The organism is Kitasatospora sp. Xyl93, assembly GCF_055383135.1.
This window is the reverse complement of sequence record NZ_AP029185.1, coordinates 7,669,120-7,695,109: the sequence shown is the minus strand read 5'-3', so window position 1 is coordinate 7,695,109 and position 25,990 is coordinate 7,669,120. Positions and strand designations below refer to the sequence as shown.

The following is a 25,990-nucleotide window of genomic DNA, read 5'->3' as shown; positions in this document are numbered from 1 at the left end:
GTGGGCACACCCACGGGCACCGACACGGGCGCCGGCACGGGTACGGACAGCGGCACGGCGCCAGCGGAGGCAGGGACGCGGGCATCAACACGAACTGGGAGGTCGCGGTGGTGGAGCCGAGCCGGCGGAGGATCCTGGGCCTGGGCCTGATGGCGGCCGCCGTCACCTCCTGCGGCCCCCGCCGCCCGGACCAGGCCCCCGCCCCGGTCCCGTCCGCCGCCCCTGCCTCCACCGAACCAGCCGTCCCCCGACCAGTTCCCGCCCCCGTCCCCGCGCCCGCGCCTGACGGCCCGGCCCCCGCCGGGCACACCGCCCCGGAGAGCGAGCGCTCCCTCCCCGGCAACCCCGACTGGGAGATCACCGACCCCGGCCCCGACGGCGCCATCGAGGGCTTCGCCGACCGGGTCAGCGTGCTGCCCGGCGAGCCCTTCGGCCTGCACGTCTCCACCCCCGCCGCCGCCTTCACCGTCTCCGCCTACCGGACGGGCTGGTACGACGGCGCCCGCGCCCGCCTGGTGTGGCGCCGCGAACACGTGCCCGGCGGCAGCCAGCCCGCGCCGCACGTGGACCCGGCGACCCGTACCGTGCTGACCGGCTGGCAGCGCACCCTGGCGGTGGACACCGCCGACTGGCCCGAGGGCGCCTACCTGCTGCGGCTGGACGCCGAGGACGGCTCCGGACGGTGCTACGTCCCGCTCACCGTCCGCTCCGCGAGCACCGCCGGCCGGACCGTGATCATGAGCGCCCCCGCGACCTGGCAGGCCTACAACGAGTGGGGCGGCCACAGCCTCTACAACGGCCCGACCGGCGGCCTGGCGACCCGCTCGCTGCGGGTCGTCTTCGACCGGCCGTACGACTACGACCACGGCGCCGGGCTGTTCCTGGTCTACGAGGCGCCGCTGGTCGCCCTCGCCGAGCGGCTCGGCCTGCCGCTCGCCTACACCACCGGGATCGACGTGGCCCGCGAGCCCGGCCTGCTGGCCGGGGCGAGCGCCGTCCTGTCCCTGGGCCACGACGAGTACTGGTCGCCCGAGCAGCGGGCCAACGTGGTCGCGGCCAGGGACGCCGGCACCAACCTGGCGGTCCTGGGCGCCAACTGCTGCTACCGCCGGGTGCGGTTCGAGCCGACCGGGCTCGGGCCGGACCGCACGGTGGTCTGCTACAAGGACGCCTGGGCGCAGGACCCGGGCCACCGGGCGGGCGCCCCGGCGACCACCGACTTCCGGGTCGGCCCGGACGCCGACCCGGAGAGCTCGATGCTCGGCGTCCTCTACGACGGCTACCCGGTGGACGCCCCGTACGTGGTCACCTCGCCCGGGCACTGGGCCTTCGAGGGGACGGGCGTCGCGGCGGGGGCGTCCTTCCCGCACCTGGTCGGGGTCGAGTACGACCGGGTGGACACCGGCTTCCCGACCCCGCGCCCGATCGAGGTGATCGCCCACTCCCCGGTGATCTGCGACGGCCGCCGCTCCCACGCCGACACCGCCTACCACACCGTGCCGAGCGGTGCCGGGGTGTTCGCCACCGGGACGATGCGCTGGGTCGAGGCGCTGGAGGCCCGCGGCCCCGGCGGCGGCAGGGCCGACCACGGCATCGACTCGCACGCCGGGGACCTGGTCCGCCAGGTCACCGAGAACGTCCTGCGTGCCTTCGCCGCCGGCCCGGCCGGCCGCACCCGCCCGGCGCAGGACAACCTCGCCGCCGTCTACGGCACGGCGTAGCGGGCCAGGCTCAGCCGACGGCCGGCGGGGTGAAGGTCTCCGCGGGACCGAAGTCCGAGTACCGCTCCTTCGTCACGACCGGCTTTCCGGCGACCACGGTCGACAGCTCGGCCCGGACAGTCCGGCCGAACCGGTCGATCCACACCTGGCAGTCGCCCGCGTCCACGCCCTGGTTCTGCCGTCCCACCCCGTAGCTCGGGTCCGCGCGGCGCAGCTCGGCCGGTGAGAGACTGGCGCTCAGGTGGAACACCGGCACCCCCGCCTCGGTCTCCATGCCCCTGCGGGCGGCGGGTCCGGCGTCCAACAGGGCCTTGGCGTAGCCGTCCTTGTCCTTCGCGCTGCTCCCGGCAGCCGCCGGGGACTTCTGGTCCTTCGACCACCGGGACTCACCGTTCGCCTTGTCCCGCCAGTAGACGACCTGGTCGATGGTCACCGTCTCCTCCCAGGCCAGCACGTCGGACCCGCGGACCATTCGGGACTCCAGGCGGGAGCCCTCGGCCGGGGTGTTGTGGTTCGACCGGCCCGTGACGGTGGTCATCTCCTTGGCGTCGCCCTCGCCCGTCTCGACGGTCGTCTCGAAGGTCGCGGCGTACGGCTCCCAGGAGCGGTGGGCGATCGCGACCACGGGGTCGAAGGCGCCGCTCGCGTCGGCGGGCGCTCCGGTCGCCTCGGCGGGCGCACCGGTCGCCTCGGCGGGCGCACCGGTGGTGCCGGCGGACGCTCCGGTCGTTCGGGCGGTCGGCGGCGTGGAGCCGTCGGCGGCGCACCCGGTCAGCGTCGACACGGCGGCCACCGCGAGGACCAGGGCGGTGACGGGCAGGACGGTGGTGCGACGGGACGTCATGAGAGCTCTCCGGGGCGGCCGTTCCGACGTTTGCGGCCCGTCACGGTACCGCATCGTGATCGAACGGGTGTCCGCCCCGGTGGGTCGGGGCTTCGTCCCCACTGAGCCGGGGCAGGAGCCGCCCGGCACCCCCGATACACTCGCACAGTCCCATCCGGAGCAGGCACGAGGGAAACAGAACATGGTCGAGGCCTCCCCCAAGGTCGTTGTGGTCGTCCCCACGTACAACGAGCGGGAGAACCTCCCGGTCCTCGCGGGCATGCTCGCGGAGCTCCCGGTGCCCAACCTGCACCTGCTGGTGGTCGACGATAGCTCCCCCGACGGCACCGGCGAGGTCGCCGACAAGCTCGCCGCGGACTCCGGCGGAACCATGGGCGTGCTGCACCGCACCGAGAAGGACGGCCTCGGCCGGGCCTACCTGGCCGGCATGGCGAGGGCCCTGGACGAGGGCGCCGACATCGTGGTGCAGATGGACGCCGACCTCTCCCACCCGGCGTCGGCGATACCCGCGATGGTCGAGACGCTGCTCGCCGACGACACCGCCGTGGTGCTGGGCTCCCGCTACGTCGACGGCGGTTCGACCGCCGAGGAGTGGCCCTGGCACCGCAAGGCGCTCTCCACCTGGGCGAACTTCTACGTCAACGCGATCCTCAGCCTCGGGGTGAAGGACGCCACCGCCGGGTTCAAGGCCTGGCGGGCCGGCACCCTGCGCTCCATCGACCTGCCGACCGTGCAGAGCAACGGCTACTCCTTCCAGGTCGAGATGAACTACCGGGTCGTCAGGCAGGGCATGACGATCCGCGAGGTGCCGATCCGCTTCGAGGAGCGGATCGAGGGCGCCTCCAAGATGAGCATGGGCGTGCAGGTCGAGTCCGCGCTGGCACCCTGGAAGCTGCGCTTCAACCGCGAGGGCTGACGAGGGTCCGATGCTGGCGTACGGGTGCCGAACGGCCCCGGAGGCGGTGTGAAGGGCGGCCGCGGGGAAAGAAGGGCGACATGGCCCTTCTCCCGGAGACACTCGCGGACCTGCTCCGCCGCAGCGCCCGAGAACCCTTCGTGGTCCAGACGATCCGGGCCACCGTCGCGGCCACCATCTCCTACGCCGTGGCGACGGCGCTGAGCAGCGAGCCCGCCCCGCTGACGGCACCGCTGACCGCGCTGCTGGTCGTCCAGGTCACCGTCTACTCGACGCTCAAGACCAGCATCCGCCGGGTCAATTCGGTGGTGGTCGGGGTGCTGATCGCCATCGGGTTCAGCGCCGTGGTCGGGCTCTCCTGGTGGAGCCTCGGACTGATCATCCTGTCCTCGCTGGTCGTCGGCCGCTTCGTCCGGGTCGAGGAGTTCGTCCAGGAGGTCGCGATCAGCGCGATGCTGATCCTGGGCGTGACCAAGCTGGCCTCGCAGGCCTGGGACCGGGTGCTGGAGACGCTCATCGGCGCCGCCGTCGGCCTGCTGTTCAACCTGCTGTTCGCGCCTCCGGTCTGGGTGGACACCGCGGGTGAGTCGATCGAGGACCTCGCCCGGCGGGCCCGCCAACTGCTGCTCGACATCTCCGAGGAGCTGGGCCGCCCCACCCCGGTGGCCCGGGCCGCCGAGCGGCTGCACGAGGCCCGCCGGCTGGACCAGGCGATCGCGGACGTGGACGCGGCGCTGCGCCAGGCCGAGGACAGCCTGCGGTTCAACCCGCGGATCAGCGAGGGGCTGCTGTCCCGGCTGGTGCTGCGCACCGGGCTGGACACCCTGGAGATCTGCGTGGTGGTGATCCGGGTGCTGGCCCGCTCGCTGACCGATCTGGCCAAGAAGCGCGGACCCGAGGAGCGGCTCTTCCCGCCGGACGTCGCGGTGGCGCTGGAGGAGCTGCTGGCGCACGTCGGCGACGCGATGGTGAGCTTCGCGGTGCTGGTGACCACCCAGGTGAGCCGGAACGCCGAGGAGGCGGAGGACCGGCTGACCGCCGAGCTGACGGCGGCGTGGGCCTGCCGGGAGAACGTCGCCCAGCTGCTGCTGCGCAAGGTCCAGGAGCACCCGGAGGCCTGGCAGCTGCACGGTTCGATGCTCGCCGAGGTGGACCGCATCCTTGACGAGCTGGACCTGGAGCACCGCAGTCGGCGGCTGATGGAGGAGCTGGACCGGGCCTCGGTGGCGAACCGGGAGCGGTTCTCCCGCTACGCCTGGTTGCGCCGCGTGGTGCGCGGCGAGCGGGTCCGCGGCGGCCGGGCGTCCGTCCCGGCGGAGCGCTCGGCGGAGCGCCCGGCGGCGTAGGCCGGGCGCCGTTCGCCGGTTCCCGGAGCGGCGGCGGTCAGGGCTCAGGGGGTCAGGGCTGAGAGGGTCAAGGTGTCAGCGAGGCAGGGGATCAGCGAGGCAGGGGTCAGCGAGGCGGGGGTCAGGGCATCAGCCAGGGCTGCTGGGGCAGCGGGTGGCCGGTCTCCAGGTAGGTCTTGAGGTTGGCGAGCACCGCCGACCAGCCCCGTTCGGCGTCCGTACGCTCGGCCTCGTCGGCGAGGTTCTCGTGGGTCACGGTGAGCCGGGTGAGGTCCTGCCAGCCCTGGAGCTCGAAGGTGACCCTGGAGGGCCAGCCGGCGCGCTGCTCCTGCGGGCCGGCCCAGGTGGTGACCAGCCGGTGCGGGCGGTCGACCGCCTCGACGGTGCCGGTCACGTCGGCGACGCCGGAGTCGTCGGTCCGCTGGTGCTCCCAGGGCGCGCCGGGCAGCCAGGTGGAGACGTTGCGGTGGCCCCAGTAGAGGCCGGACTCGTCGGCGTTGGTCAGCGCGTGCCAGACCCGTTCGGGGGTGGCCCGCAGGTAGGTGACGCCGCGGTGGCTGAGGGCGGTCACGGCCTCAGCCCTCGGCCGCGTCGAGCAGCGGCTGGATCTCGATCTTCTGCATCCGCAGCATGGCCGCCATCACCCGGCCCGCCTTGGCCCGGTCCTCGTCGGCGATCAGGTCGAGCAGCACCCGCGGGGTGATCTGCCAGGAGAGGCCGTAGCGGTCCTTGAGCCAGCCGCACGGGCCCTCCTGGCCGCCGTCGGCGGTGAGCCGGGCCCAGAGCTCGTCGACCTCCCGCTGGTCATCGCACTCGACCTGGAGTGAGATCGCCTCGGTGAAGTGGAACTCGGGGCCGCCGTTGAGGGCCGTGTACTCGCGGCCGGCGAGCTCGAACCCGACGGTCATCACCGAGCCGACCGGGCCGGGGCCGGCCTCGCCGTAGCGGGTGATGCCGGTGATCCGGGAGTTCGGGAACAGCGTCGTGTAGAAGGTGGCGGCCTCTTCGGCCTGGTCGTCGAACCAGAGGAAGGTGGTGATTTTCTGCATGCGCCGACGGTAGCGGCGAGCCGCGACGGGGCGGCCGAGCCACGGCCGGGGGTCACCGGATCGGCGCCCCGGCCGACGCCGCGGTCGGCTGTACGGGACAGTTGCGGGGCTGTCCCGGGACAGTTGGCCGGACAACTGCGGCGCCTTCATTCACCCGAAGGCCGACGACCACGGCGTGAACGGGCAGGCGACGGACGGGGGACGGGGCATCGGGCCTCACGGGAACGTCCGCGGCAGCCGAAGAGGGCCGCGACGGGTGAAGCGTCGCGGCCCTCCGGGCGGGCGTGGTCTCGGGCTCGGGCTCGGGCTCGTGCCGGCGGTCAGGCCAGGGCGAGGAACAGCTTCTCCAGCTCGGCCTCGCTCATCGGCGGCGCGTCCCCGTCGGCGGCGGCCATGCACTGGCGCATGCCGCTCGCAACGATCTTGAACCCCGCCCGGTCGAGGGCGCGCGAGACGGCGGCGAGCTGGGTGACCACGTCCTTGCAGTCCCGGCCCGCCTCGATCATCGCGATCACTCCGGCCAACTGGCCCTGGGCGCGACGCAGCCGGTTCAGGACCGCGCCGACCGCCTCCTCGTCCACCTGCATGTCGGGCCGCCTTTCACATCGACTGTCGATGGACAAGTGTACCCGGCGGGGTATCCATTCCCGGATCGCGGAAGTCGCCGCCAGCCCGGCCGTCCCGGCGGGGCCGGCTGGTCCGGCGGCGGGACGGCGCGGCTCAGCGGCGCGGCTCAGCGGCGGGCCAGGCGGCGCTCGCCGCCGGCGCCGGTCGCGTACGGCAGCTCGTAGTGCGCGAACACGGCGGGCTCGTCCTCGGCGGGCAGCACGTCGTCGGTGCCGATCGCCGGAGCCTGTTTGACCTGGTTGCGCGGGTACGCCACGCGGAGGTAGTCCGGTCCGGCCACGGCCCCGTCCAGCGGCACGAACGCCAGGCGGCGCCGACCGGCGAAACCGACCGTGACGGTGACGAAGAACGGCTCGTCAGTGGCCGTCTCCACGTAGACCGACTCCAGCGAACCGATGCGGTGGCCCTTCTCGTCGACCACGGCGTGGCCGCGCCACTCGCGGATGTCTGCCATTGCGATGACCACGGACCCGACCTCCCGTCCCCGGCTGTTCCACTGCCCGAACTCCCATCCTGCGACGGGAGCGGCGGCGGCGCGCGGTGAGCCGCCGACCTCCCCCACCCGACGAACAGGGACATACGGGGGTGACCCGACCAACCGGTACCGGGGCCGTGACCTGGGCTTTAGGCTGTCCGCCAGCAAGGACGCGAGTGGATCACCAGTGATTTCTGTGCGGAGGAGGCGGCAGCCGTGGGATACGAGGACATGTGGGAGTCCGGCCAGGCCGGGATCGCGGCCGACCTGCGGCCCGACGTGCCGCACCCGGCCCGGATGTACGACTACTACCTGGGCGGGAAGGACAACTTCCCCGCCGACCGCGCCGCCGCCGAGAAGGCGCTCGCCGCCAACCCGGAGTTCCGCTCCACCGCCCGCGCCAACCGCGGCTTCCTCACCCGGGCGGTGCGGTGCGTCGCCGACCTCGGCGTCGACCAGTTCCTCGACATCGGCACCGGCATCCCGACCGTCGGCAACACCCATGAGATCGCCCAGACGGCCCGGCCGGGCGCGCGGGTGGTCTACGTGGACAACGACCCGATCGTGCTCAGCCACGCCCGCGCCCTGATGGCCGGCTCCGGCCCCGGCCGCACCACCGTCATCCAGGCCGATCTGCGCGAGCCCGACGCCCTGCTGGACGCCGTCCGGGAGGTGGGGCTGCTCGACTTCTCCCGCCCGGTCGGACTCGTCCTCGCCGCCGTCCTCCACTTCCTGCGGGACGAGGACAAGCCGCACCAGGTCCTCGCCACCCTCCTGGACACCCTGCCCTCCGGCAGCCACCTCGTCCTCTCCCACGGCACCGCCGACTTCATCCCGGCCGAGATCCGCGACCGGGTCACCGGCGTCTACGACAAGGCCACCGCGCCCCTGGTCGGCCGCTCCCGCGAGGAGGTCCGGGCCTTCTTCGACGGCCTCGACCTCCTGGCCCCCGGCGTCACCACCGTGCCCCTCTGGCGCCCCGACACCGCCCCGGGCTCCGGCGCCGACCGCGTCAGCATGTACGGCGCGGTGGCCCGCAAGCCCTGACGGCGGACGGCCTCGTCGCACGGGAAGCCGGCCGACGGACCCTCCCTCGTGGCCTTCGGCCTCCTCCGTGTCCGGACTCCGCGTCCGGGCGCGGAGCGGGCCCAGGCCTGACCCGGCCCCGGCCCTGCCCCATCCCGAGCGGCTCGGAGCGGGCGGCTCAGGCCGGGCGGCCGGGCGGGACCAGGCCGGTCTGGTAGGCGATGGCGACGAGCTGGGCGCGGTCCCGGGCGTCGAGCTTGGACATCGCCCGGTGGACGTGGGTGCGGACGGTGAAGGGGCTGACGAACATCCGCTCGGCGATCTCCTCGTTGGTGAGGCCGGTGGCGGCCATCGACATCACCTCGCGCTCGCGGGCGGTGAGGACCGAGAGCCGCTCGCTCGTGGGCGCGGCGGAGGCCGGCTCCGGCTGGGCCAGGAACTGGTCGATCACGGCCCGGGTGGCGGCGGGCGAGAGGAGTGCCTCGCCCGCCGCGACGGTGCGGACGGCGGCGAGCAGCTCCTTCGGGTCGGCACCCTTGCCGAGGAAGCCTCCGGCGCCCGCGCGCAGCGCCTGGGCCACGTACTCGTCTATCTCGAAGGTGGTGAGGATGAGCACCCGGGTGCCGGACAGCTCCTCGTCGCCGCAGATCTCGGCGGTGGCGCCGAGGCCGTCGACGCCGGGCATCCGGATGTCCATCAGCACGATGTCGGGCTTGGTGGCCCGGGCGAGCGCGACGGCCTCCCGGCCGTCGGCGGCCTCGCCGACCACCTCCATGTCCTCCTCCGCGTCGATCAGCAGGCGGAAGGCGCCGCGCAGCAGGGCCTGGTCGTCGGCGAGCAGTACCCGGATGGTCATGCGTGGTCCCTGTCCTCTCGAACGGCGCCGTCCGCTCGGGCGGCGCCGGCCTGTCCTTCGGCTGGTGTCGGGTGATCGGTACCGGCGGTGCGCACGGCCCGGGCGGCCCGGGCGACGTCGGCGGCGGTGAAGGCTCCGGCGGCCTCCGGGCCGTCGTCGCGGGCGCCGGTGCGCAGCGGCAGTTCGGCGGTGACCAGGAAGCCGCCGTCGGGCCGCCGGTCGGCGCTGAGCCGGCCGCCGACCGCGCCGGCCCGTTCGCGCATGCCGATCAGTCCGAAGCCGCCCTCGCTCGGCGGGTGCTGGGGCAGGGGCACGGCGCGGGGGCGGCCGGTCGCGGTCGGGCGGCCGTTGGCGACGCTGACCGCGACCCGGCTGCCGCTGTAGGCCAGGGTGATCTCGGCGTCGGCGCCGTGGGCGTGCTTGGCCACGTTGGTCAGCGACTCCTGGACGATCCGGAAGGCGGTGAGGTCCACGCCGGGCGACAGCGGGCGGGCCTCGCCGTCCACGGTGAGCCGGACCGGCAGGCCGGCCCGCTCGAAGGTGTTGATCAGCTCGGGCAGCCGGTCGAGGCCCGGGGTGGGTTCGAGCGGGGCGGGCTCCTCGGCGCGGCGCAGCAGGCCGACGGTGGCGCGCAGTTCCTGGAGGGCCGAGCCGGTGGCGTCGGTGATGTGGCTGAGCACCTCGCGGGCCTGGACGGGGTGGTTGTCCATGAGGTGGACGGCGATGCCGGCCTGGGCGTTGGCGAGGGCTATGTGGTGGGCCACGACGTCGTGCAGGTCGCGGGCGATCCTGATGCGCTCGTCGGCGACCCGGCGGCGGGCCTCCTCCTCGCGGGTGCGCTCGGCGCGTTCGGCGCGCTCCTCGATGGCCGCGAGGTGGGCGCGGCGGTTGCGGATGGAGTCGCCGAGGGCGCCGGGCAGCAGGGCCCAGGCCAGGACGCCGATCCGTTCGCCGACCGGGCCGCTGGGGCCGAACAGCAGGGCGATCCCGGTGAGCAGCACCGCGGTGAGGACCGAGGCGCGGAAGGCGGTGGCCCGGTCGGTGCGGACGGCGAGGAAGTAGAGCGCGAGAAGCAGCGGGGTGGCCAGCATCGGGGTGAGCCGGGGGCTGCTCCAGGCGAGCAGCATGGTGCAGAGCAGGGTGACGGCGACCACGGCGCGCGGCCAGCGGCGGTGGAAGAAGACGGTGAGGGCCGCGACGAGCGCGAGGGCGCAGGTCGTCGGGTCGGCCTTGACGAACTTCCCGGCGGCCTGGTCGGTGGTGGCGCCGAGGGCGGTGACCGTGATCAGGGCCACGCCTCCGGCCGCGTCGAGCAGCCGGGGGTGGTCGCGGCGCAGGCGCTGCCAGGTCTCGCTCATGGTCGTGCTCTCCGGTCGGGGGCGCCGGCCGCGCCCGTCGGCGGGCGGCTCCAGTTCGTGCCGCGCGGGGCCCGGCAGAGCCGTGGCGGGGCGCGTCGGGGAGCCTCCGTACGGGCGGTGGCCCCCGACAGCAACGGTAACGGTTGGGCTCGAACCACTGTCCGAGCCGAGAGGGCCCGGGCCTGCCCCGGCGGTACCGGGGCAGGCCCGGGTGTTGTCCGCTGGCCCCGGGCGGTGCCGGGGCCAGGCCGCGACGGTGGCGGTCTAGACGGGGACCGACTCCCGGGCCGGGGCCGGCTCGGGCGCGGTGGTCGCCAGCTTGCTGCCCTCGACGTCCACGTCCGGTATCAGCCGGTCGAGCCAGCGCGGCAGCCACCAGGCGCGGCGGCCGAGCAGGGCGAGGACGGCCGGGACGATGGTCATCCGGACGAGGAAGGCGTCGAAGGCGACGGCCGCGGCGAGGCCCAGGCCCATCATCTTGATCATCGGCTCGCTCATCCCGATGAAGCCCGCGAAGACGGCGATCATGATGAACGCGGCGGCGGTGACCACCCGGGCGTTGTGCCGGAAGCCGGTGACGATCGCCTCGCCGGGCTGCTCCCCGTGGACGTAGCCCTCGCGGATGCGGGTGACCAGGAAGACCTCGTAGTCCATGGCGAGGCCGAAGACCACACCGATCATGAAGATCGGCATCATGCTCATCACCGGGCCGGTCTGCTCCACCCCGATCAGGTCGGCCAGCCAGCCCCACTGGAAGACCGCGACCACGGCGCCGAGCGCGGCGACCACCGAGAGCAGGAAGCCGAGAGCCGCTTTCAGCGGGACGAGGACGGAGCGGAAGACCACCATCAGCAGGATGACGGCGAGGCCGACGACCACGGCGAGGTAGGGCACCAGCGCGTCGGACATCTTCTGCGAGACGTCGATGTTCATCGCCGTGGTGCCGCTGACCAGGACCGTCGCCCCGGTGGCCGACTTCAGACCGGCCGCGTCGGCACGGATGGCGTGCACGATGTCCTTGGTCTCGGCCTCGCTCGGGCCGGTCGCCGGGACGGCGTTGAGCAGGGCGGTGTCGCCCGCCTGGTTGAACATCGGCGGCGTCACCGCGACGACCCCGGGCAGTCCGGAGACCTTCTTGGCGACCTCGCCCGCGGCGGCCTTCGGGTCGGCGACGCCCTTGGCGTCCACCATGACCGTCAGCGGGCCGTTGAAGCCGGGGCCGAAGCCCTCGGAGAGCAGGTCGTAGGCGCGGCGCTGGGTGGTGGAGGTGGGCTTCGACTCGTCGCCCGGCAGGCCGAGCCGCAGGTCCAGCGCGGGGGCGGCGAGCACGCCGAGGCCGATCACACCGCCGAGCAGCACCGCGAGCGGGCGGCGCAGGATGAAGCGGGCCCAGCGGGCACCGCCGTTCTCCTTCGCGGCCGGGGCCGCCGCGCCGCGGGCCCTGCGGGCCTTGCGCGGGAGCACCTTGCGGCCGAGGAAGCCGAGCAGCGCGGGGACCAGGGTGAGGGCGACCAGCACGGCTATCACCACGGTGCCGGCGGCGGCCATGCCCATCTTGGCCAGGACCGGGATGCCGACCACGGAGAGGCCGGCGAGCGCGATGACCACGGTGAGGCCGGCGAAGACCACCGCGGACCCGGCGGTGCCGACGGCCCGGCCCGCCGCCTCCTCCGGCGTGCGGCCCTCGGCGAGCTCGGCGCGGTAGCGGGAGACGATGAACACCGCGTAGTCGATGCCGACCGCGAGGCCGAGCATCATGGCGAGCGTGCCGGTGGTGGCGGAGAGCCCCAGGGTGCTGCCCAGCGCGGTGATCAGCGCCATGCCGAGGCCGACGCCGACGACCGCGGTGAGCAGCGGCAGGCCGGCCGCGAGCAGCGAGCCGAAGGTGATCACCAGTACGACGGCGGACAGCGCCATGCCGATCGCCTCGCTGCTGCCGCCCGCCTCGGGCTTGGCCATCAGGGCGGTGCCGCCGATCTCGACCTTGAGCCCGGCGTCCCGGCCGTGCTGGGCGGCCTGCTCCAGGGCGTCGGTGGCGCCCTTGGAGACCTCGCCCGCCTTGGCGGAGTAGCTGACCGCCGCGTACGCGGTGCTGCCGTCCGCGGAGACGGCGCCCTGCGTCCTGAACGGGTTCACCGCGGCGGTGACCTGCTCGGAGCCGGCGAGCTCGTCGACCGTCCGCTCGACCGCCTGCTGGTTGGGGGCGGCGGTGATCTTCTGGCCGGAGGGGGCGACGAACACCAGGCGCGCCGAGGCCCCGTCGGCGTGGCCGCCGGGGAAGCGCTCGTTCATCAGGTCGAAGGCCTTCTGCGCTTCCGTGCCGGGCATCGCGAAGCCGTCGTCGGGTGCGGCGGGCGCCTTGGCCGCCAGGACCCCGACGGCGGCCAGCACGGCGACCCAGAGGAAGGTCACCAGCCGGCGCCGGACGAAGGTCCATCGGCCCAGACGGTAGAGGAACGTGGCCACGGGAGAGCGGACTCCTTCGGATGCGGTCTCGGAAACGGGACGCGCCACGGCGGGCCTGACGTCCGGATGGACGCGGTCCGCCGCAGCATGGCCAATCCTTGATCGCCGACCCCTGCTCCGTCGTCGTCCCTGCGCAGGCCGTTTGCGTACTACGGACGCAGTAGTCCCCTCCCCCGTACGGAGGAGCGCACGCCCTGCGCCCGGAGCAGCGCCCCCACCTGCGGCGGAAGCAGTTCCGGTCACCCGTGCGGGCCGCGACGGCGGGCCGCGGACCGGTGGGCGAAGTAGCGTGATGTGACCTGACCCGTCCGCCGACGTGCGGTTCGGGAGGATCCCACCCGATCGGTGCTGCTTTCGCAGCCCGCCGCCGGAGGTGCCCCATGGGCGTTCCAGCCGCCCGCATCGTGTTCGACGAGAGCGACCGCGCGGCGGTCGCCGAAGCGGTGACCGAGATGCTCACCACCGGGGCGCTGACCCTCGGTCCGTGGACCGAGCGCTTCGAACAGGCCTTCGCCGCCGAGCACGGCGCCTCGTACGCCGTCGCGGTGAGCAGCGGCACGGCGGCGCTGGAGGTGATCCTGCGCGGCATCGACGTCCGGGGCCGCGACGTGGTCGTCCCCGCCGTCACCTTCTACGCGACCGCCGGAGCGGTGGTGCACGCGGGCGGACGTCCGGTCTTCGCCGACGTCGACCCCGCCACCCTCGCGCTCTCCCCCGAGACCCTGGAGGCGGCGCTCACCCCGGACACCGCCGCGGTCGTCCTGGTGCACATCGGCGGGCTGGTCGGCCCGCGGGTCGACGACCTGCGCTCGCTGTGCGACCGGCGCGGCGTCCCGCTGGTCGAGGACGCCGCGCACGCCCACGGCAGCAGCTTCGACGGGCGCGCCGCCGGGACCTTCGGCCTGGCCGGGGCCTTCTCCTTCTACCCGACCAAGGTCACCACCAGCGGCGAGGGCGGGATGATCCTCACCGAGTCGCCGGAGCTGCGCGACGAGGCCCGGATCCACCGCGACCAGGGCAAGGGCTCCTTCACCACCAACCACCACGTGAAGCTCGGCTACTCCTGGCGGATGAGCGAGCCGCACGCCGCGATCGGCGCGGTGCACCTGCGCCGGCTGAAGGAGTTCATCGAGACCCGCCGGGCCGTCGCCCGCCGCTACGACGCGGCGCTGGCCGGGCTGGACGGCCTCGACCCGGTGCTCGAACCACCCGGCTGCCGCGGCAACTACTACAAGTACGTGGCGCTGCTGCCCTCCGGGGTGGACCGCGCGGAGTTCAAGCGGGCGGTGGCCGAGGAGTACGGCGTGCGGCTGTCCGGTGAGGTCTACGACCTGCCGCTGCACCTCCAGCCGGTGCTCGCCCCGTACCGGCGCGGGCCGCTGCCGGTGGCCGAGGACGTCTGCGCCCGGCAGGTCTGCCTGCCGGTGCACTCCGACATGACCGAGGACGAGACGGAGCAGGTGGTCGACGCCGTCTCCGCGGTGTACCGGCGACTGGCCGGATAGCCGGGCAGCCGGAGCGAAGGGAGCAAGATCGTGCGGATAGCCGTCACCGGGGGCTGCGGGTTCATCGGCTCACACGTCGTGGACCACCTGATCGCGGCCGGCCACGACGTCCTCGCGGTGGACACCACCGACAAGTACCTCAACCCGGACGCCGAGCACGCGCGGCTCGACGTCCTCGACCTCAAGGCCCTCACCGCGGCACTGGCCGGCAGCGAGGTGGTCTACCACCTGGCGGCCATGGCCGACGTCGAGCAGGTCTGCGCGGACCCGGTCCGCGCGGTGCGGACCAACATCGACGGCACCGAGGCCGTGCTGGAGGCCGCCCGCCGCAGCGGCCTCAGCCGGACCGTGCTGGCGAGCACCGTCTGGGTGTACGGAGCCGCCCTCGCCGACGAGCAACTCGAAGGAGGGGAGCAGGAGTTGGACGAGCACGTGCCGATCGAGCTGGAGCACAGCGGCCACCTGTACGTGGCCACCAAGCTCGCCGCCGAGATGCTGGTGCACAGCTACCGCGAGCTCTACGGGCAGCACTTCACCATCCTGCGCTACGGCATCCCGTACGGGCCCCGGATGCGGGACGAACTGGTCGTCGCCCGGTTCGTCCAGGCCGCGCTGGCCGGCCGGCCGATCACCATCGCCGGGGACGGCCGGCAGAGCCGCAACTTCGTCTACGTCGAGGACCTCGCCGACGCCCACGTCCGGGCCCTCTCCCCCGCCGCCGAGGACCAGACCTTCGCCCTGGAGGGCTCGACGGCCGTCTCGGTGCGGGACATCGCCGACACCGTGGACGGCCTGCTGGGGCCCGTCACCATCGAGCACATCGACGGGCGCAAGGCCGACTACGCGGGGCGGCGGATCTCCTCGGCGCAGGCCAAGCGGCTGCTGGGCTGGTCGCCGAGGACCAACTTCACGGACGGCGTGCGGCGCTACGCGGACTGGTACCGGGCCACCGCCGGCCCGGCCGCCGGCGCCTGACGGAGCCGCCCGATGCCGCACGCCCTGCTGGTCTCCGGCTCGCTCGGGCAGGGCCACGACGTGATGGCGCAGGCCTGCGCGGACACCCTGCGGGAACGCGGCTGGACCACCCGCACCGTCGACGCCATGGCCCTGCTCGGGCAGCGCTCGGGCGCGACCGGGGAGGCGGTGTTCCGCCGACTGCTCGACCTGCCCGGGGTGTACGACGCCTTCCACTTCTCGGCGCTGCGGCCGGGCACCCGGCTCGCCCTGCTCGCGGACGCGGCGGCGCGCAGCCGGCTGGTCCCGGCGCTGCGGCGGCTGGTCGAGGAGCAGCGGCCGCAGCTGGTGGTGTCGGTGTTCGCCACCGCGACCTCGGCGGTCGACCGGCTGCTGCGGCAGGCTCCGGTGCGGGAGTTCCGGCACTTCGTGTTCTGCACCGACGTGACGCCGCACCGGCTCTGGGTGCAGGAGGGGACGGACCTGTTCCTGGTCACCTCGGAGGTCGCCGCGTGCGCGGTGCGGCGGTACCGGCCGGACGCCGACATCGTCGTCGTCCCGGCACCGCTGCGGCAGCCGTTCTACGCGCCGCCGGCGCGGACCGCGGCGCGCGCCGAGCTGGGCGTGCCGGCCGGCGCCGCGTGCGTGCTGCTGATGTCGGGCTCCTGGGGGCTCGGCCCGCTCGCCCGCACCGCCGCCTCGCTGGCCGCCGCCGGGCCGCACGTACTCGCCGTGGCGGGGCGCAACCGGGAACTGGAGCGCCGGCTGCGGGCCGCCGCGCGCCGGGAGCCCCGGCTGCACCCCTTCGGCTACACCGACCGCGTCCCCGCCCTGATGGCCGCCGCCGACCTGGTGGTCACCAGCTCGGGCGACACCTGCAGCGAGGCCCGGGCCCTGGGCCGGCGGCTGCTCCTCCTCGACGTGGTGCAGGGGCACGGGCGCGACAACCTCCAGCACGAACTGGAACTCGGCCACGCCGACGTCGCCACCGCCCACCCGGCCGAGGTGGTCCGCAACGCCCTGGCCGCACTCGGCCGCCCCGAGCCGGCGCCGTCCGCCGGTGCGACACCGGAGGCCTGGCAGTCGGGGTTCGGGGCGGCGCTGCGGCGGGTCGGGCTGGGATAGCAGGGGCGGGCGGGGGCCGTGACGGGCGGGCCGAGTCGGGCACCCCTGCTCGCCCGGCGCGTCCGTCACATCCGACGGTTCCCGCCGGCCGGCGGGGGCACCCCGTGGTCGCGGAGGGGGCCGAGGGTGAGGTGGTGGGTGCGGCAGTGGGCGGCGATCAGGGGGAGGGCGGCGAGGGTGGCGCGCCAGGAGTCGGGGGCGGAGGTGCAGTCGGAGTCGTGCAGCAGGAGGGTGGCGCCGGCGGTGAGGCCCGGGCGGGCGGTCGCGTAGACGGACTCGCCGGTGGCCTCCGCCGTCCAGTCGCGGCCCCAGGCCGTCCACAGCACGCTGCGCAGGCCGAGACGGCGGGCGGCCAGGGCGGGGCCGGCGGTCAGCACGCCGTACGGCGGGCGGTACCAGAGCGGGCGGGCCCCGCAGAGTCCGGTCACCGCCTCGCTGGCGCGGCGCAGTTCGCGCAGGTCGCGGAGCGGGTCCGGGTACCACTGCGGCCGGTGGTGCCAGCCGTGGACGGCCACCTCGTGGCCGCGCAGCACCAGTTCGCGGCCGAGCGCGGGGGCGCGCTCCAGCATGGCGCCGAGCAGGAAGAAGGTGGCGCGGGCACCGAGGCCGTCCAGCGCGTCGAGGACGTACGGGGTGCTGCGGGGGTCGGGGCCGTCGTCGAAGGTGAGGGCGACGTGGCCCGGCGCGGTGCCGTGGCCGGCGGTGCGGCGGGCCAGGGTCCGGCGCAGCGGCGGCAGCCGGACGGCGGCCGGGGCGAGGTGCAGGAACTCGACGCCGGCGGCGACGCCGAGCGCCGCGGCGGCGAGCGTCCCGGGGCGGCCGGCGGCGGTGCTCAACCGGCGCTCACCCGAAGCGCGAGGCCATCCGGCGGAACACGCCCGGGGCCACCCCGTGGATGCGGGCCGGGAAGCCCAGCCAGTGCGGGACGTAGAGCCGGTCGCGCTCGGTGGTGATGGTCGCGACCACGACGTCCGCCACCCGCTCCGCCGGGACCGGACGCGGCCGCTCGCGCTGGTACGGCGTGCCGCGCCGGTCGAAGAACGCGGTGTCCACCGCCCCCGGCAGCACCAGGCGCACCCCCACCCCCGTGCCGCGCAGCTCGTACCAGAGGCTCTCCGCGAACATGGTCAGCCCGCCCTTGGTGGCGGCGTACCCCGCCTCGTCGCGCACGCCGACCTGGCCGGCCATCGAGCCGAGCAGCACGATCCGGCCGTGCCGGCGCTCCAGCATGCCGGGCAGCAGCAGGCGGACCAGGCGCAGCGGGGCGGCGAGGTTGACCTCGATCATCCGGTCCAGGGTGTCGGAGGGCGTCCGCGCGTACGGGCCGCGCCAGCCCAGCCCGGCGCTCGCGATCAGGACGTCGACCCGGCCGGTCCCGGCCAGCGCGGCCTCGGCGAGGCGGGCCGGGCCGTCCGGCTTGCTCAGGTCTTCGGGCAGGGCGCGGCCGCCGGTGCGTTCGGCGAGGTCGTCGAGGCGGGCGCGGTCGGTGCCGGAGAGCAGGGTGAGCCAGCCGGCGTCGGCCAGTCGGGTGGCGGTGGCGTAACCGATCCCCGAGGAGGCGCCGGTGATCAGCGCGACGGGGCGGCGGGTCGGGCCGGCCGGGCCGCCGGTATCCGCGGGATCCCTGGGATCGGCGGGGTCCGTGCCGTCCTTCGGGTCCGACCGCCGGGGTCGGGAATGGGGCTCCTCCGCCATCGGGCACCTGCCGCTCTGTGACCGTGTCGCCGTCCGTTTTGTCCGGCAAGTCACCTTCGCACGGCGGAGCCGTCCGGGCTACCGGGGCGGGACGGCGGGCTCCGTCCCGGCGCCCCGGCGCGGGGCCGACAGCTCGGCGGACTCGCCCTCCGGCTCGCCGAACCGGGAGAGTACGAAGGTGCCGCCCACCGCCACCACGAAGCCGGTCAGCGCGCACCACTCGAAGCCGGGGCGCGCGGCGTCCCCGAGCGCCGTCACGCCGACCAGCGCCGGGCCGAAGGTCTCGGTCACCGTCCCGGCGGCGGTCGCGGCCGTCACCGTGCCGCGCTGCAGGGCCAGGGCGTAGGCGAGGTAGCCGCCGAGGCCGCCGACGGCGAGGGCGTAGGCCGCGGGATCGGTGAGCACGGCGACCGGGCCGGAGGCGTCCAGGACCCGCACCGCCAGGCTGGTCACGCCGAAGCCGACCCCGGCCAGCAGCCCGAGGCCGGCCGCGGCCGCGTCGCCCTCGCGGCGCGCCAGGACCACGGTGGCCAGCAGCATCACGGCGGTGGCGGCGAGCAGCGCCCAGTGGAAGGCGGGCGCGGCGTGGTCGCGGCCCTCCCGGCCGGAGCCGAGCGCCAGCAGGGTCAGGCCGACGACCACGGCGAGGATGCCCGCGAGGTCGCTCCGGTGCAGCCGCGCACCCAGCAGCCGGACGGCGGCCAGGGCGGTGACGGCGAGGCTGGCGTTGGTGACGGCCTGGACGAGGAAGAGCGGGAGGGTGCGCAGGGCGACGATGCTCAGCACGAAGCCGACGATGTCCAGCACCGTGCCGAGGACGAACTGCCAGGACCGCACCAGCGCGGCCAGCAGGCCCGCCCGCACCCGGTCGGCGCGCGGGGCCGACCGCGCCCCGCGCGCCTGGAAGACCGCCCCGAAGCCGAAGCAGACGGTCGCGGCCAACGCGGTGGTGAGTCCCAGCAGCATGCCTCTCCCAGCCTCGCGGGGCAGCTTCGATCCACCACCAGTCTGTGCCCGGCCGAACCGGGGCGCACGGGTGGGACGAAGGGGGTGAGGGGTACCACCGGGACGACCCGTCGGCCCGCACCGCGCGGTGCGGGCCGACGGGGTGGTGGGAGGGTCCGGTCAGCCGAGGGCGCCCGCGAGCAGCGTGGCCGTCCGGGCGACCAGGGGCTCGTCCATCGGAGCAGCCTCGTCCGCCGGCTTGGTGGTCAGTACCGAGAGCAGGACGGGGGCGCCCGCCGGGGTCCAGGCGATGCCGACGTCGTTGGTGGTGCCGTGGCGGCCGGTGCCGGTCTTGTCGGCGAGGGCCCAGTCCGCCGGGAGGCCCCTGCGGAACCGGCGGGTACTGGTGGTGTTGGCGCGCAGCCAGGCGACGAGCTGGTCCCGCTTGGCCGGCGGCAGGGCGTCACCGAGCGCGAGCCGGCCGTAGGTGAGGGCGATGGCGCGCGGGCTGGTGATGTCGGTGCGGCGGTCGGGCTCGGCGGTGTTGAGCTCGGGCTCCCAGCGGTCCAGGCGGGTGACGCGGTCGCCGACCGAGCGGGCGAACCGGGTGACGGCGGTCGGCCCGCCGAGCTCGCGGAGCAGCAGGTTGCCCGCGACGTTGTCGCTGTAGTCGATGGTGGCGGCGCACAGCTCGGCGACGGTCATGCCGTTCGCCAGGTTCACCTCCCGGCCCGTGATCGGCGCACCGCCCCCGCCCTCGACGCCGACGGTGCCGCCGGCCCGCGTGACGTCCTCGGTGGTGTACCGGATCCGCTGGGCGAGGAACTCGCCGTCGCGGTCGAGGTCCCGCAGGACGGCGGCGACGGCGACGGTCTTGAAGACCGAACAGATCGGGAACAGCTCGTCCGCCCGGTACCGGACCGTCCGGCCGGTGACCAGGCTGCGGCCGTAGACGCCGAGGCGGGCGGAGTGCTCCTGCTCCAGGGCGGCCAGGGCCCGGTGGAGGCCGTTGCCGGTGGCCGGGTCGTCGCTCGCCGGCGCCGCGAGGGGCGTTGCGCCGGTCGTCGCGAAGGCCGTTCCGCCGGTCGCGGCGGTGACGGCGACCGCCGCTCCGAGGCCCAGGCCGAGGACGGCGCGGCGGCTGTGGCGGCGTACTTCCGAAGACTGCGGGTACATGCATCCCCCTTGATCGACTGTCGCGGCGCGAGCCGCTTCTTGATCACCAGGACGCGGTGCGTGCGCCGATGGTTCGTCAGCGGCCGTATCCGGTTCGACGGTTCACGGCCGGAGGGCCACCGCCGCGTAGGCCGAGGCCTCGTCGGGGGCGGCGGGGACCTCGCCGGGCGCGGGCCGCCACCGCGGGGTGGGGGCGAGGCCCGGGTCGAGCAGGGTCCAGCCGTCGAAGAAGCGGGCGATCTCCGGCCGGGTGCGGGGCTGGACCTCGGTGCCGCCGGAGGCGTATATCCGGACCAGGGAGGCGATGTCCTGGGGTGCGAACTCGGGGGTGACGTGGGTCATCACCAGGGCGCTGCCGGGCGCGAGCGCCGACTTGAGGTGTTCGACCAGCTCGTACGCTCCGCGGGCGTCGGGGACGAAGTGCAGCAGGGCGTTGAGGGAGAGCGCGACGGGCCGGGTGAGGTCGATGGTGTCGCGCAGGCCGGGGGCGGCGAGCAGCCGGGCCGGGTCGGTGACGTCGGCCTCGACGTAGGCGGTGCGGCCCTCGGGGGTGCCGGTGAGCAGGGCCTGGGCGTGCGAGAGGACGATCGGGTCGTTGTCGGCGTAGACCACCCGGGCGCCGGGCCGCACGCTCTGGGCGATCTCGTGCAGGTTGGGCGAAGTGGGGATGCCGGTGCCGATGTCGAGGAACTGGTCGAAGCCGGCCTCGGCGAGCATCCGGGTCGAGCGGTGCATGAAGGACCGGTTGACCCGGGCGCCGGTGAGCAGCCAGGGCGCCACGGCGAGGGCGTGCCCGGCGGCTTCGCGGTCGGCGGCGAAGTTGGTGAAGCCGCCGAGGAAGTAGTCGTACATCCGGGCCGAGTGCGGCACGTTCAGCCGCAGGTCCACCCCGTCGTAGAGGCCCATCGCGCTCTCCCTCCGCTCCGCTCCTGATCGATCGCTTGCTGCCCAGGACGGGCGGGGGCCAACCGTGAACCGGTCACCCCGGGGGTAACGACGAACATTCGAGACGCATGAGATGACAATCTGTATTCGGATTGCAGCCTGGAGTGACAGGCCTGATGGAATGAGGATGGGCGCGGACAGCCCGACCCTCGGGTGGCCCGGTGCGCAGCCGACGGCCACGGAAAGCAGGACCGATGACGATCGACAGGTGTGCCCCGGCGCGTGGGCACCGGGGCGGGACGGCCGTGGCGTGCACCGGCGTGGAGCCGGCGCCGGAGCGGCCGGCCGGCCCGGAGTCCGGCCTCCGATCCGCGTTCGGCCTCCGCCTGGACCTCACCTACGCCGCCTTCTGCGAGACCCATGAACCCGCCTGGCACGCCCTCGCGTTGACCAGGATAGGCAACCGGTCCGACGCGGCGCTGGTGGTCGGAGCGGTGAAGTCCGACCTGGCCCGCTGCTGGCCGCAGGTGCTGCGCTTCGAGGAACCGGCCGCGTACGCCTGGCGGTTGGCCAACCGGCACGTCTCGGACTGGGTGGCCGCCGAGGAGCCGGTGGAGGTGGAGGCGGTCACCTTCGCGGCGGTGATCGGGGCGTTCAAGCAGGTGGCGAACGGGCTGCTGCACAGCGAGGCGGACGAGGTCCGGCTGTACGCGGCGATCCTCGAACTGCCGGACCGCCAGCGGGACGTGGTGATCCTGCGGTACCTGCTCGGCCTGCACGTCAAGGTGATCGCGGCCTACCTGGGGCGGCCGGTGGCGACGGTGCACTCCAACCTCCGGCACGCCCGGGACCGGCTGGCCCGCCGACTCGGGGTGGGTGAACTCCCGGACGGCGGAGGCGATCTGTGACGGCGGGACGGGAGGACGGCGCCCCGGCCGACGGCGGCCGCACGGGGTTCCGCGTACCGCGGCCGGAACGACCCCATGCCGAGCGGATCGCCGCCGTACGCCAGGCCCGGCTGACCGCCGCGCCCGCCCACCTGCCCTCGGAGCACCAGCAGGCCGCCTTCGAACTCGGCCTGGTGGTGGCCCTGGTGCTGGGCGCGCCGGACGCCTCGCGCGGACTCGACCTGCTGGTGAACGCGCGCCGGATCGAGCCGGAGGGGGCCGAGGTGTTCGGCGCGCTGCTGTACGCCACGGGCAAGGAGGAGGGCGCCGAGTTCTGGTGGCGCTTCGCGGCCGGCTCGGGCAGCGGAACGGCCGCGTACTGCCTGCACCTGCATCACCTGATGCTCGGCGAGACCGACGACGCCGACTACTGGCGGGCCTGGTCGGACCAGCTGGCGACGGCCGAACGCCCGCCCGGGCCAAGGGCCTTGCGGATGGACCGTCCGCTGCTGCCGGCCGGCGTACGGCGGGACATCCTGTCCCGGGTGCACCGGGGGCTGGCCCCGCGGCTGCCGCCGGCGCTGGTCGCGGTGGTCGACCGGCTGCCCGTGCAGGACGGCGACGAGGAGGAGGTGCCGAGCCCGTGGGGGCTCAACTCGGGGGCGACCTCCGCCTGCTCCTGGGAGGACCTTCGCCGGGGAGCGGCGGACGATCGCGACGACCCGTGGGGGTGAGGGCCCCGCAGGCTACCGTGATCATCCCTTCAGGTGAGCGCGGACAGCGCGGCGACGACGGCCGGGTCCCGTCCGCTCCCGGAGTCGGTCCGCTCCCCCGCCGGGGTGACGTGCCGGACGACGTAGTGGTGCGGTGCCATCGCGGTGTCGCGGCCGGGCAGGGCGGCGACCACCGCGCGGTGCGCTTCGGCGGGGCCGAACGCGGGGTCGGACGCCGTCACCTCGGCCACCAACCTGCCTTCCGCCACGGACAGTCGGTGGTCCCCGAGGGCGGTGCGCAGGAGGTCGTGGACGGCGGCGAGGTCGATCCAGGAGTCGTCGATCAGCAGCCACTCGCCGTCCCGGCCGCCACCCGGCGGGCCGAGCACCGCGGGCAGGTCGGCGAGGAGAACCGCGCCTTCGGCCGCGGCGGCGAGCAGGGCCGGCAGCGCCCGGGCGAATATCTCGGCCTCCTCGGCGTCGAGCACCTGGGGGCAGGCGATCAGGACGAAGTCCAGGCTTCCGGTGATCCGCAGGATGGTGAACATCAACCGCACCGGCAGCGTCGGGGCGGTCAGCACGGTGAGTTCGGGGTCGACGGCCGGCAGCGGCCTGGTGTCGGCGACGGTGGCCGGGACGGTCAGGCTCAGGTCGTTGACGACCACCTGGCGGCCGAACCGGGCTCCGCGCAGGTGGGCCGCGTCCTCGACCAGCTGCCAGACCTTCTCGGCGTCCAGGGTGCTGTGCCAATAGGCGTTCAGCGAAGCGGACTTCGCCCGGCCGATCAGCTGGTCGAGGTCGGCCGCGCCGGTGTCGAGGAGGATCAGCGCGTCCTGCGCGAGGGTCCCGACGTGGTCGATCAGCGCGGCGCGCTGGCGGTTGGCGGAGAGCGCCGAGAGCACCAGTCCGCGCCGGCCGGCGCGGTGGGCGACCAGCGCGGCGAAGGCCGCGAGCAGGACGACCGAGGGGCTGGCGCCGGTGCGCCGGCACACCGCGGCGAGGTGGTCGGCGGCGGTGCGCGAGCGGACCAGCAGGGCACCGTGGTCGCGGGGCGGCCCGGTGACCCGCGCGTCGGCGAAGACGGTCTGCGGACCGGTGGTCAGGATGCGGGCCCAGTGCCGCAGCGCGGCGGCGGCCCTGCGGCGGCCCTGCGGGCTCTGCTCCGCGACGGCGATCTCCAGCGGGGTCGGCGCGGTGACCGGCGGCAGCTCCTTCCCGGCGGCGAGGGCGTGCCAGTCCTCGATCAGCACCGCGGTGGCGGCGCCGTCGGCCCCCGCGTGGCAGACCACGACGACCAGCCGCAGCAGCCGGTCACCGGTGGCGACCAGGGTGAACCGGGCTCGCGGCGGCGTGTCGAGGGCCACCGGGACGGCGACGTCGACGCGGCCCAACTCCTCGGCCAAGGCGTCAAGTTCGTCTTCCGAGCGGTCGCCGGCTTCGACCACGGTCGCGGTGAACCGGCCGTCCCGGTGCACCACCTGGCGGTCCGGGAAGCCGTCCGCCCCCGGGCCGGCGGGGAAGGTCGTCCGCAGCGACTCGTGCCGCTCGACCAGCAGGCGCAGGGCGGCCAGTCCGGCGGGGACCGAGGTGCCGTGGGGCACCGGCCAGACGGACTCCCGGTTGATCTGCTCGGGGGCGCTCGACCGGATGCAGCGGACCATGTTGTCCTGGCCGCGGGTGAGCGGGCCGGAGCCGCCGCCCTCGGCGGCGAACCGGACGGTGACCCGCCGGGCGGTCCGCCGCGGGCTGCCCGGAGGCGCGGCGAGTGACGTCGGCTCGTGCGCGGCGGCGTCACTCGCCGCGGCGTCGGAAGCGGTGGCGTCGCATGGGGTGGCGTCGTGCGGTGTCACGTCGTACGCGCCTTTCGGCTCGCCCGGGAGGGCTCGGCGGGGGTGTGATCGGGACGCTACCAGCGCCCTCGCGAACTGGTCCAGACCAACTGCGGAAGCCTGAGCTGCGACTCAACCGGCGTTCCACACAAGGGAGTTGACATGTATCGGTGAATCCCCGAGGGCGGCGACGGCAGCCCGGAACGGCTCGGCGACGGGGACGTCGCAGAGCCGGGCCGGGCCGGTGCCGAGCCCGCCCGGATCGGCCACCAGCACCGGCGACGGACCGGACACGGGCACGCCGAACGACTGCGCGAGCCGCCCGCCGTACGCCTTCACGCAGGCCTCGCGGCGGCACCACAGCGCGGTGAACCGCGCCGCCCGCTCGGCCGGTTCGACGGGCTCGGCGACGAACCGCGCCTCCTCGGCCGGGAACCAGCGGGCAGCCATCCGTTCGGCCGTCCGGGGATCGTGGAGCCGCTCGACGTCGACGCCGACCGCCCGCCCCTCGGCGAGGGCCAGCGCCGCGAACGCCTCCGAGGCCGACCAGTTGACCCGCAGCCCCCGGCCCTCCGCCGGCTCGGGCTTGCCGTGCGGCCCGTACCGCCAGACCAGCTCGGCCGGGTGCACGCCGAGCCGGGCGGCGACCAGTTGCCGGACGGCGCCGCGCACCACGGCGAAGCGGTGGCGCGCTTCCGGGTCCATCCGCACCGCCCTGGCGCGTTCGTCAGGGGCCAGCAGCCGCCACAACCCGGCGGCCGCCGAGGCCGGTTGACGCGTATCGATCAGCCAGAGGTCGACCGCCGTCACGGCAGGGTCAGCGTGCTGAGCACGCCGAGCCGCCGGTCGTACCCGGCCAGCAGCGCGGGCCGGCCGTCCGCCCGCCAGCGCGGCAGCTGGTCGGCCAGCTCCGCCCAGAGTCCGGTGAACGGCTGGACCGGCGCCGGTTCCCCCGCCTCGAAGCCGGGGCCGAGCAGCAGCGCCGCCTCGGGCCCGAGCTCCTCCGCCTCGGCCCGGACCGTCTCCGCCGGGGAGGTCGCGCCCCGGGTCTGCCGGACGACCAGACCGTCGCCGGGGGCCTCCTCGCAGACCAGCACCACCACCGCGTGCCGTTGCGGCAAGGGCACCGGCCCGGGTGGTTCGTAGTGCAGCGCGGTCTGCTCGGCGAGCACCACCACGGCCCGGCGGCAGCCGCCGGTGCGCTGGTGGCCGGCGGCCAGCCGCAGGGCGGTGAAGGCCGCCGCGCCGCCCTGGTCGCAGACCGCGAAGGCGAGCGGGCTCCCCGGTACGGACCGGCTGAGCGCCAGCGAGGACGGCGCGCCGGGCCGTACGTCCGGGGTGTCGAAGGCCAGGACCAGCAGGTCCGCCGGCTCGTCCTCGGCGAGCGCCTCGCGCAGCGGTCCGGCGGCCAGTTCCTCGTAGGAGTGGCCGGCGCCCTCGCCCAGCAGGTCCTCGCGCAGCGGCAGGCCGTAGGGGCGGACCAGGTCGGAGACGAAGACCCGCAGGTCCGGGTCGAGCGAGGTCTCCGAACGGCCGTCGGAGCGGCGGGCCAGCGCCCGGGTGATCCGCAGGCCGGTGGGGCCGGGGGCCAC

25 protein-coding genes are annotated in these 25,990 nt (G+C 75.0%); 9 read left to right on the top strand and 16 right to left on the bottom strand.

Features of this window, described 5'->3' with window-relative positions; translation table 11 throughout:
* The first annotated feature begins 107 nt into the window (after window positions 1-107).
* Window positions 108-1,721 (top strand): N,N-dimethylformamidase beta subunit family domain-containing protein, encoded by a 1,614-nt coding sequence (locus ACZ5GH_RS33400; RefSeq protein ID WP_387753312.1) that lies wholly within the window; start codon window positions 108-110, stop codon window positions 1,719-1,721.
* 10 nt (window positions 1,722-1,731) lie between these two features.
* On the opposite strand, the gene ACZ5GH_RS33395 is transcribed toward ACZ5GH_RS33400, so the two are convergent.
* Window positions 1,732-2,565: a hypothetical protein gene (locus ACZ5GH_RS33395; RefSeq protein ID WP_464336153.1), complete on the bottom strand. Its 834-nt coding sequence runs from the start codon at window positions 2,563-2,565 to the stop codon at window positions 1,732-1,734.
* 181 nt (window positions 2,566-2,746) lie between these two features.
* On the opposite strand from ACZ5GH_RS33395, the gene ACZ5GH_RS33390 reads away from it, so the two are divergent.
* Both ACZ5GH_RS33390 and ACZ5GH_RS33385 read left to right on the top strand, forming a co-directional pair.
* Window positions 2,747-3,481 carry a polyprenol monophosphomannose synthase gene (locus tag ACZ5GH_RS33390; RefSeq protein WP_387753318.1) on the top strand — a complete coding sequence of 245 codons (735 nt, stop codon included), beginning with the start codon at window positions 2,747-2,749 and terminating at the stop codon, window positions 3,479-3,481.
* Between the two features lie 80 nt (window positions 3,482-3,561).
* Window positions 3,562-4,827 (top strand): FUSC family protein, encoded by a 1,266-nt coding sequence (locus tag ACZ5GH_RS33385; RefSeq protein ID WP_387753320.1) that lies wholly within the window; start codon window positions 3,562-3,564, stop codon window positions 4,825-4,827.
* Window positions 4,828-4,948: 121 nt separating this feature from the next.
* On the opposite strand, the gene ACZ5GH_RS33380 is transcribed toward ACZ5GH_RS33385, so the two are convergent.
* The 4 genes from ACZ5GH_RS33380 to ACZ5GH_RS33365 form a co-directional block, all read right to left on the bottom strand.
* On the bottom strand, window positions 4,949-5,398 hold the full coding sequence (locus ACZ5GH_RS33380) for an SRPBCC domain-containing protein (RefSeq protein WP_387753323.1): 450 nt from the start codon (window positions 5,396-5,398) through the stop codon (window positions 4,949-4,951).
* Between the two features lie 4 nt (window positions 5,399-5,402).
* Window positions 5,403-5,876, bottom strand: a complete 474-nt coding sequence (locus ACZ5GH_RS33375) for a VOC family protein (RefSeq protein WP_387753325.1) — start codon at window positions 5,874-5,876, stop codon at window positions 5,403-5,405.
* Between the two features lie 320 nt (window positions 5,877-6,196).
* On the bottom strand, window positions 6,197-6,463 hold the full coding sequence (locus ACZ5GH_RS33370; protein ID WP_380573425.1) for a metal-sensitive transcriptional regulator: 267 nt from the start codon (window positions 6,461-6,463) through the stop codon (window positions 6,197-6,199).
* Window positions 6,464-6,609: 146 nt separating this feature from the next.
* Entirely contained in the window at window positions 6,610-6,957 is a 348-nt protein-coding gene (locus ACZ5GH_RS33365; protein ID WP_387753328.1) for a PRC-barrel domain-containing protein, read from the bottom strand.
* Window positions 6,958-7,209: 252 nt separating this feature from the next.
* Here ACZ5GH_RS33365 and ACZ5GH_RS33360 point away from each other — a divergent pair, with 252 nt between their 5' ends.
* A complete protein-coding gene (locus ACZ5GH_RS33360) occupies window positions 7,210-8,025 on the top strand; it encodes an SAM-dependent methyltransferase (RefSeq protein WP_387754053.1) in 816 nt (271 codons plus the stop codon).
* Between the two features lie 157 nt (window positions 8,026-8,182).
* Here the strand turns inward: ACZ5GH_RS33360 and ACZ5GH_RS33355 are convergent, their stop codons facing one another.
* The 3 genes from ACZ5GH_RS33355 to ACZ5GH_RS33345 form a co-directional block, all read right to left on the bottom strand.
* Complete coding sequence (locus ACZ5GH_RS33355; RefSeq protein WP_464336152.1) at window positions 8,183-8,860, bottom strand: response regulator transcription factor; 678 nt, start codon at window positions 8,858-8,860, stop codon at window positions 8,183-8,185.
* Window positions 8,857-10,218, bottom strand: a complete 1,362-nt coding sequence (locus ACZ5GH_RS33350; RefSeq protein WP_387753334.1) for a sensor histidine kinase — start codon at window positions 10,216-10,218, stop codon at window positions 8,857-8,859. The genes ACZ5GH_RS33355 and ACZ5GH_RS33350 overlap by 4 nt, the downstream gene beginning before the upstream one ends.
* A 264-nt stretch (window positions 10,219-10,482) precedes the next feature.
* A complete protein-coding gene (locus ACZ5GH_RS33345) occupies window positions 10,483-12,684 on the bottom strand; it encodes an MMPL family transporter (protein WP_464336151.1) in 2,202 nt (733 codons plus the stop codon).
* A 380-nt stretch (window positions 12,685-13,064) separates the two neighbouring features.
* On the opposite strand from ACZ5GH_RS33345, the gene ACZ5GH_RS33340 reads away from it, so the two are divergent.
* The 3 genes from ACZ5GH_RS33340 to ACZ5GH_RS33330 are packed head-to-tail and all read left to right on the top strand — an operon-like array spanning window position 13,065 to window position 16,268.
* Window positions 13,065-14,189: a DegT/DnrJ/EryC1/StrS family aminotransferase gene (locus ACZ5GH_RS33340; protein ID WP_464336150.1), complete on the top strand. Its 1,125-nt coding sequence runs from the start codon at window positions 13,065-13,067 to the stop codon at window positions 14,187-14,189.
* Window positions 14,190-14,219: 30 nt separating this feature from the next.
* The gene (locus ACZ5GH_RS33335; protein WP_387753342.1) at window positions 14,220-15,164 is read left to right on the top strand and encodes an NAD-dependent epimerase/dehydratase family protein; all 945 of its coding nucleotides are present in this window, start codon (window positions 14,220-14,222) and stop codon (window positions 15,162-15,164) included.
* 12 nt (window positions 15,165-15,176) lie between these two features.
* Complete coding sequence (locus ACZ5GH_RS33330; RefSeq protein WP_464336149.1) at window positions 15,177-16,268, top strand: MGDG synthase family glycosyltransferase; 1,092 nt, start codon at window positions 15,177-15,179, stop codon at window positions 16,266-16,268.
* 65 nt (window positions 16,269-16,333) lie between these two features.
* Here ACZ5GH_RS33330 and ACZ5GH_RS33325 read toward each other — a convergent pair whose 3' ends face one another.
* The 5 genes from ACZ5GH_RS33325 to ACZ5GH_RS33305 form a co-directional block, all read right to left on the bottom strand.
* Window positions 16,334-17,104 (bottom strand): polysaccharide deacetylase family protein, encoded by a 771-nt coding sequence (locus tag ACZ5GH_RS33325; RefSeq protein WP_387753347.1) that lies wholly within the window; start codon window positions 17,102-17,104, stop codon window positions 16,334-16,336.
* A 7-nt stretch (window positions 17,105-17,111) separates the two neighbouring features.
* Complete coding sequence (locus ACZ5GH_RS33320) at window positions 17,112-17,963, bottom strand: SDR family NAD(P)-dependent oxidoreductase (protein WP_387753350.1); 852 nt, start codon at window positions 17,961-17,963, stop codon at window positions 17,112-17,114.
* A gap of 78 nt (window positions 17,964-18,041) precedes the next feature.
* Window positions 18,042-18,929: a DMT family transporter gene (locus tag ACZ5GH_RS33315; protein ID WP_387753352.1), complete on the bottom strand. Its 888-nt coding sequence runs from the start codon at window positions 18,927-18,929 to the stop codon at window positions 18,042-18,044.
* A gap of 159 nt (window positions 18,930-19,088) precedes the next feature.
* On the bottom strand, window positions 19,089-20,084 hold the full coding sequence (gene bla / locus ACZ5GH_RS33310; RefSeq protein ID WP_464336148.1) for a class A beta-lactamase: 996 nt from the start codon (window positions 20,082-20,084) through the stop codon (window positions 19,089-19,091).
* 102 nt (window positions 20,085-20,186) lie between these two features.
* The gene (locus tag ACZ5GH_RS33305; RefSeq protein WP_387753357.1) at window positions 20,187-20,990 is read right to left on the bottom strand and encodes an SAM-dependent methyltransferase; all 804 of its coding nucleotides are present in this window, start codon (window positions 20,988-20,990) and stop codon (window positions 20,187-20,189) included.
* A 233-nt stretch (window positions 20,991-21,223) separates the two neighbouring features.
* Here ACZ5GH_RS33305 and ACZ5GH_RS33300 point away from each other — a divergent pair, with 233 nt between their 5' ends.
* Complete coding sequence (locus ACZ5GH_RS33300) at window positions 21,224-21,877, top strand: RNA polymerase sigma factor (protein ID WP_387753360.1); 654 nt, start codon at window positions 21,224-21,226, stop codon at window positions 21,875-21,877.
* Window positions 21,874-22,590: a hypothetical protein gene (locus tag ACZ5GH_RS33295; RefSeq protein ID WP_387753362.1), complete on the top strand. Its 717-nt coding sequence runs from the start codon at window positions 21,874-21,876 to the stop codon at window positions 22,588-22,590. Before ACZ5GH_RS33300 ends, ACZ5GH_RS33295 begins: the two co-directional genes overlap by 4 nt.
* A gap of 29 nt (window positions 22,591-22,619) precedes the next feature.
* Here the strand turns inward: ACZ5GH_RS33295 and ACZ5GH_RS33290 are convergent, their stop codons facing one another.
* The 3 genes from ACZ5GH_RS33290 to ACZ5GH_RS33280 form a co-directional block, all read right to left on the bottom strand.
* Complete coding sequence (locus ACZ5GH_RS33290; protein WP_464336147.1) at window positions 22,620-24,419, bottom strand: condensation domain-containing protein; 1,800 nt, start codon at window positions 24,417-24,419, stop codon at window positions 22,620-22,622.
* Between the two features lie 111 nt (window positions 24,420-24,530).
* Window positions 24,531-25,208, bottom strand: a complete 678-nt coding sequence (locus ACZ5GH_RS33285) for a 4'-phosphopantetheinyl transferase family protein (protein ID WP_387753367.1) — start codon at window positions 25,206-25,208, stop codon at window positions 24,531-24,533.
* Complete coding sequence (locus ACZ5GH_RS33280) at window positions 25,205-25,990, bottom strand: hypothetical protein (RefSeq protein WP_387753370.1); 786 nt, start codon at window positions 25,988-25,990, stop codon at window positions 25,205-25,207. Before ACZ5GH_RS33280 ends, ACZ5GH_RS33285 begins: the two co-directional genes overlap by 4 nt.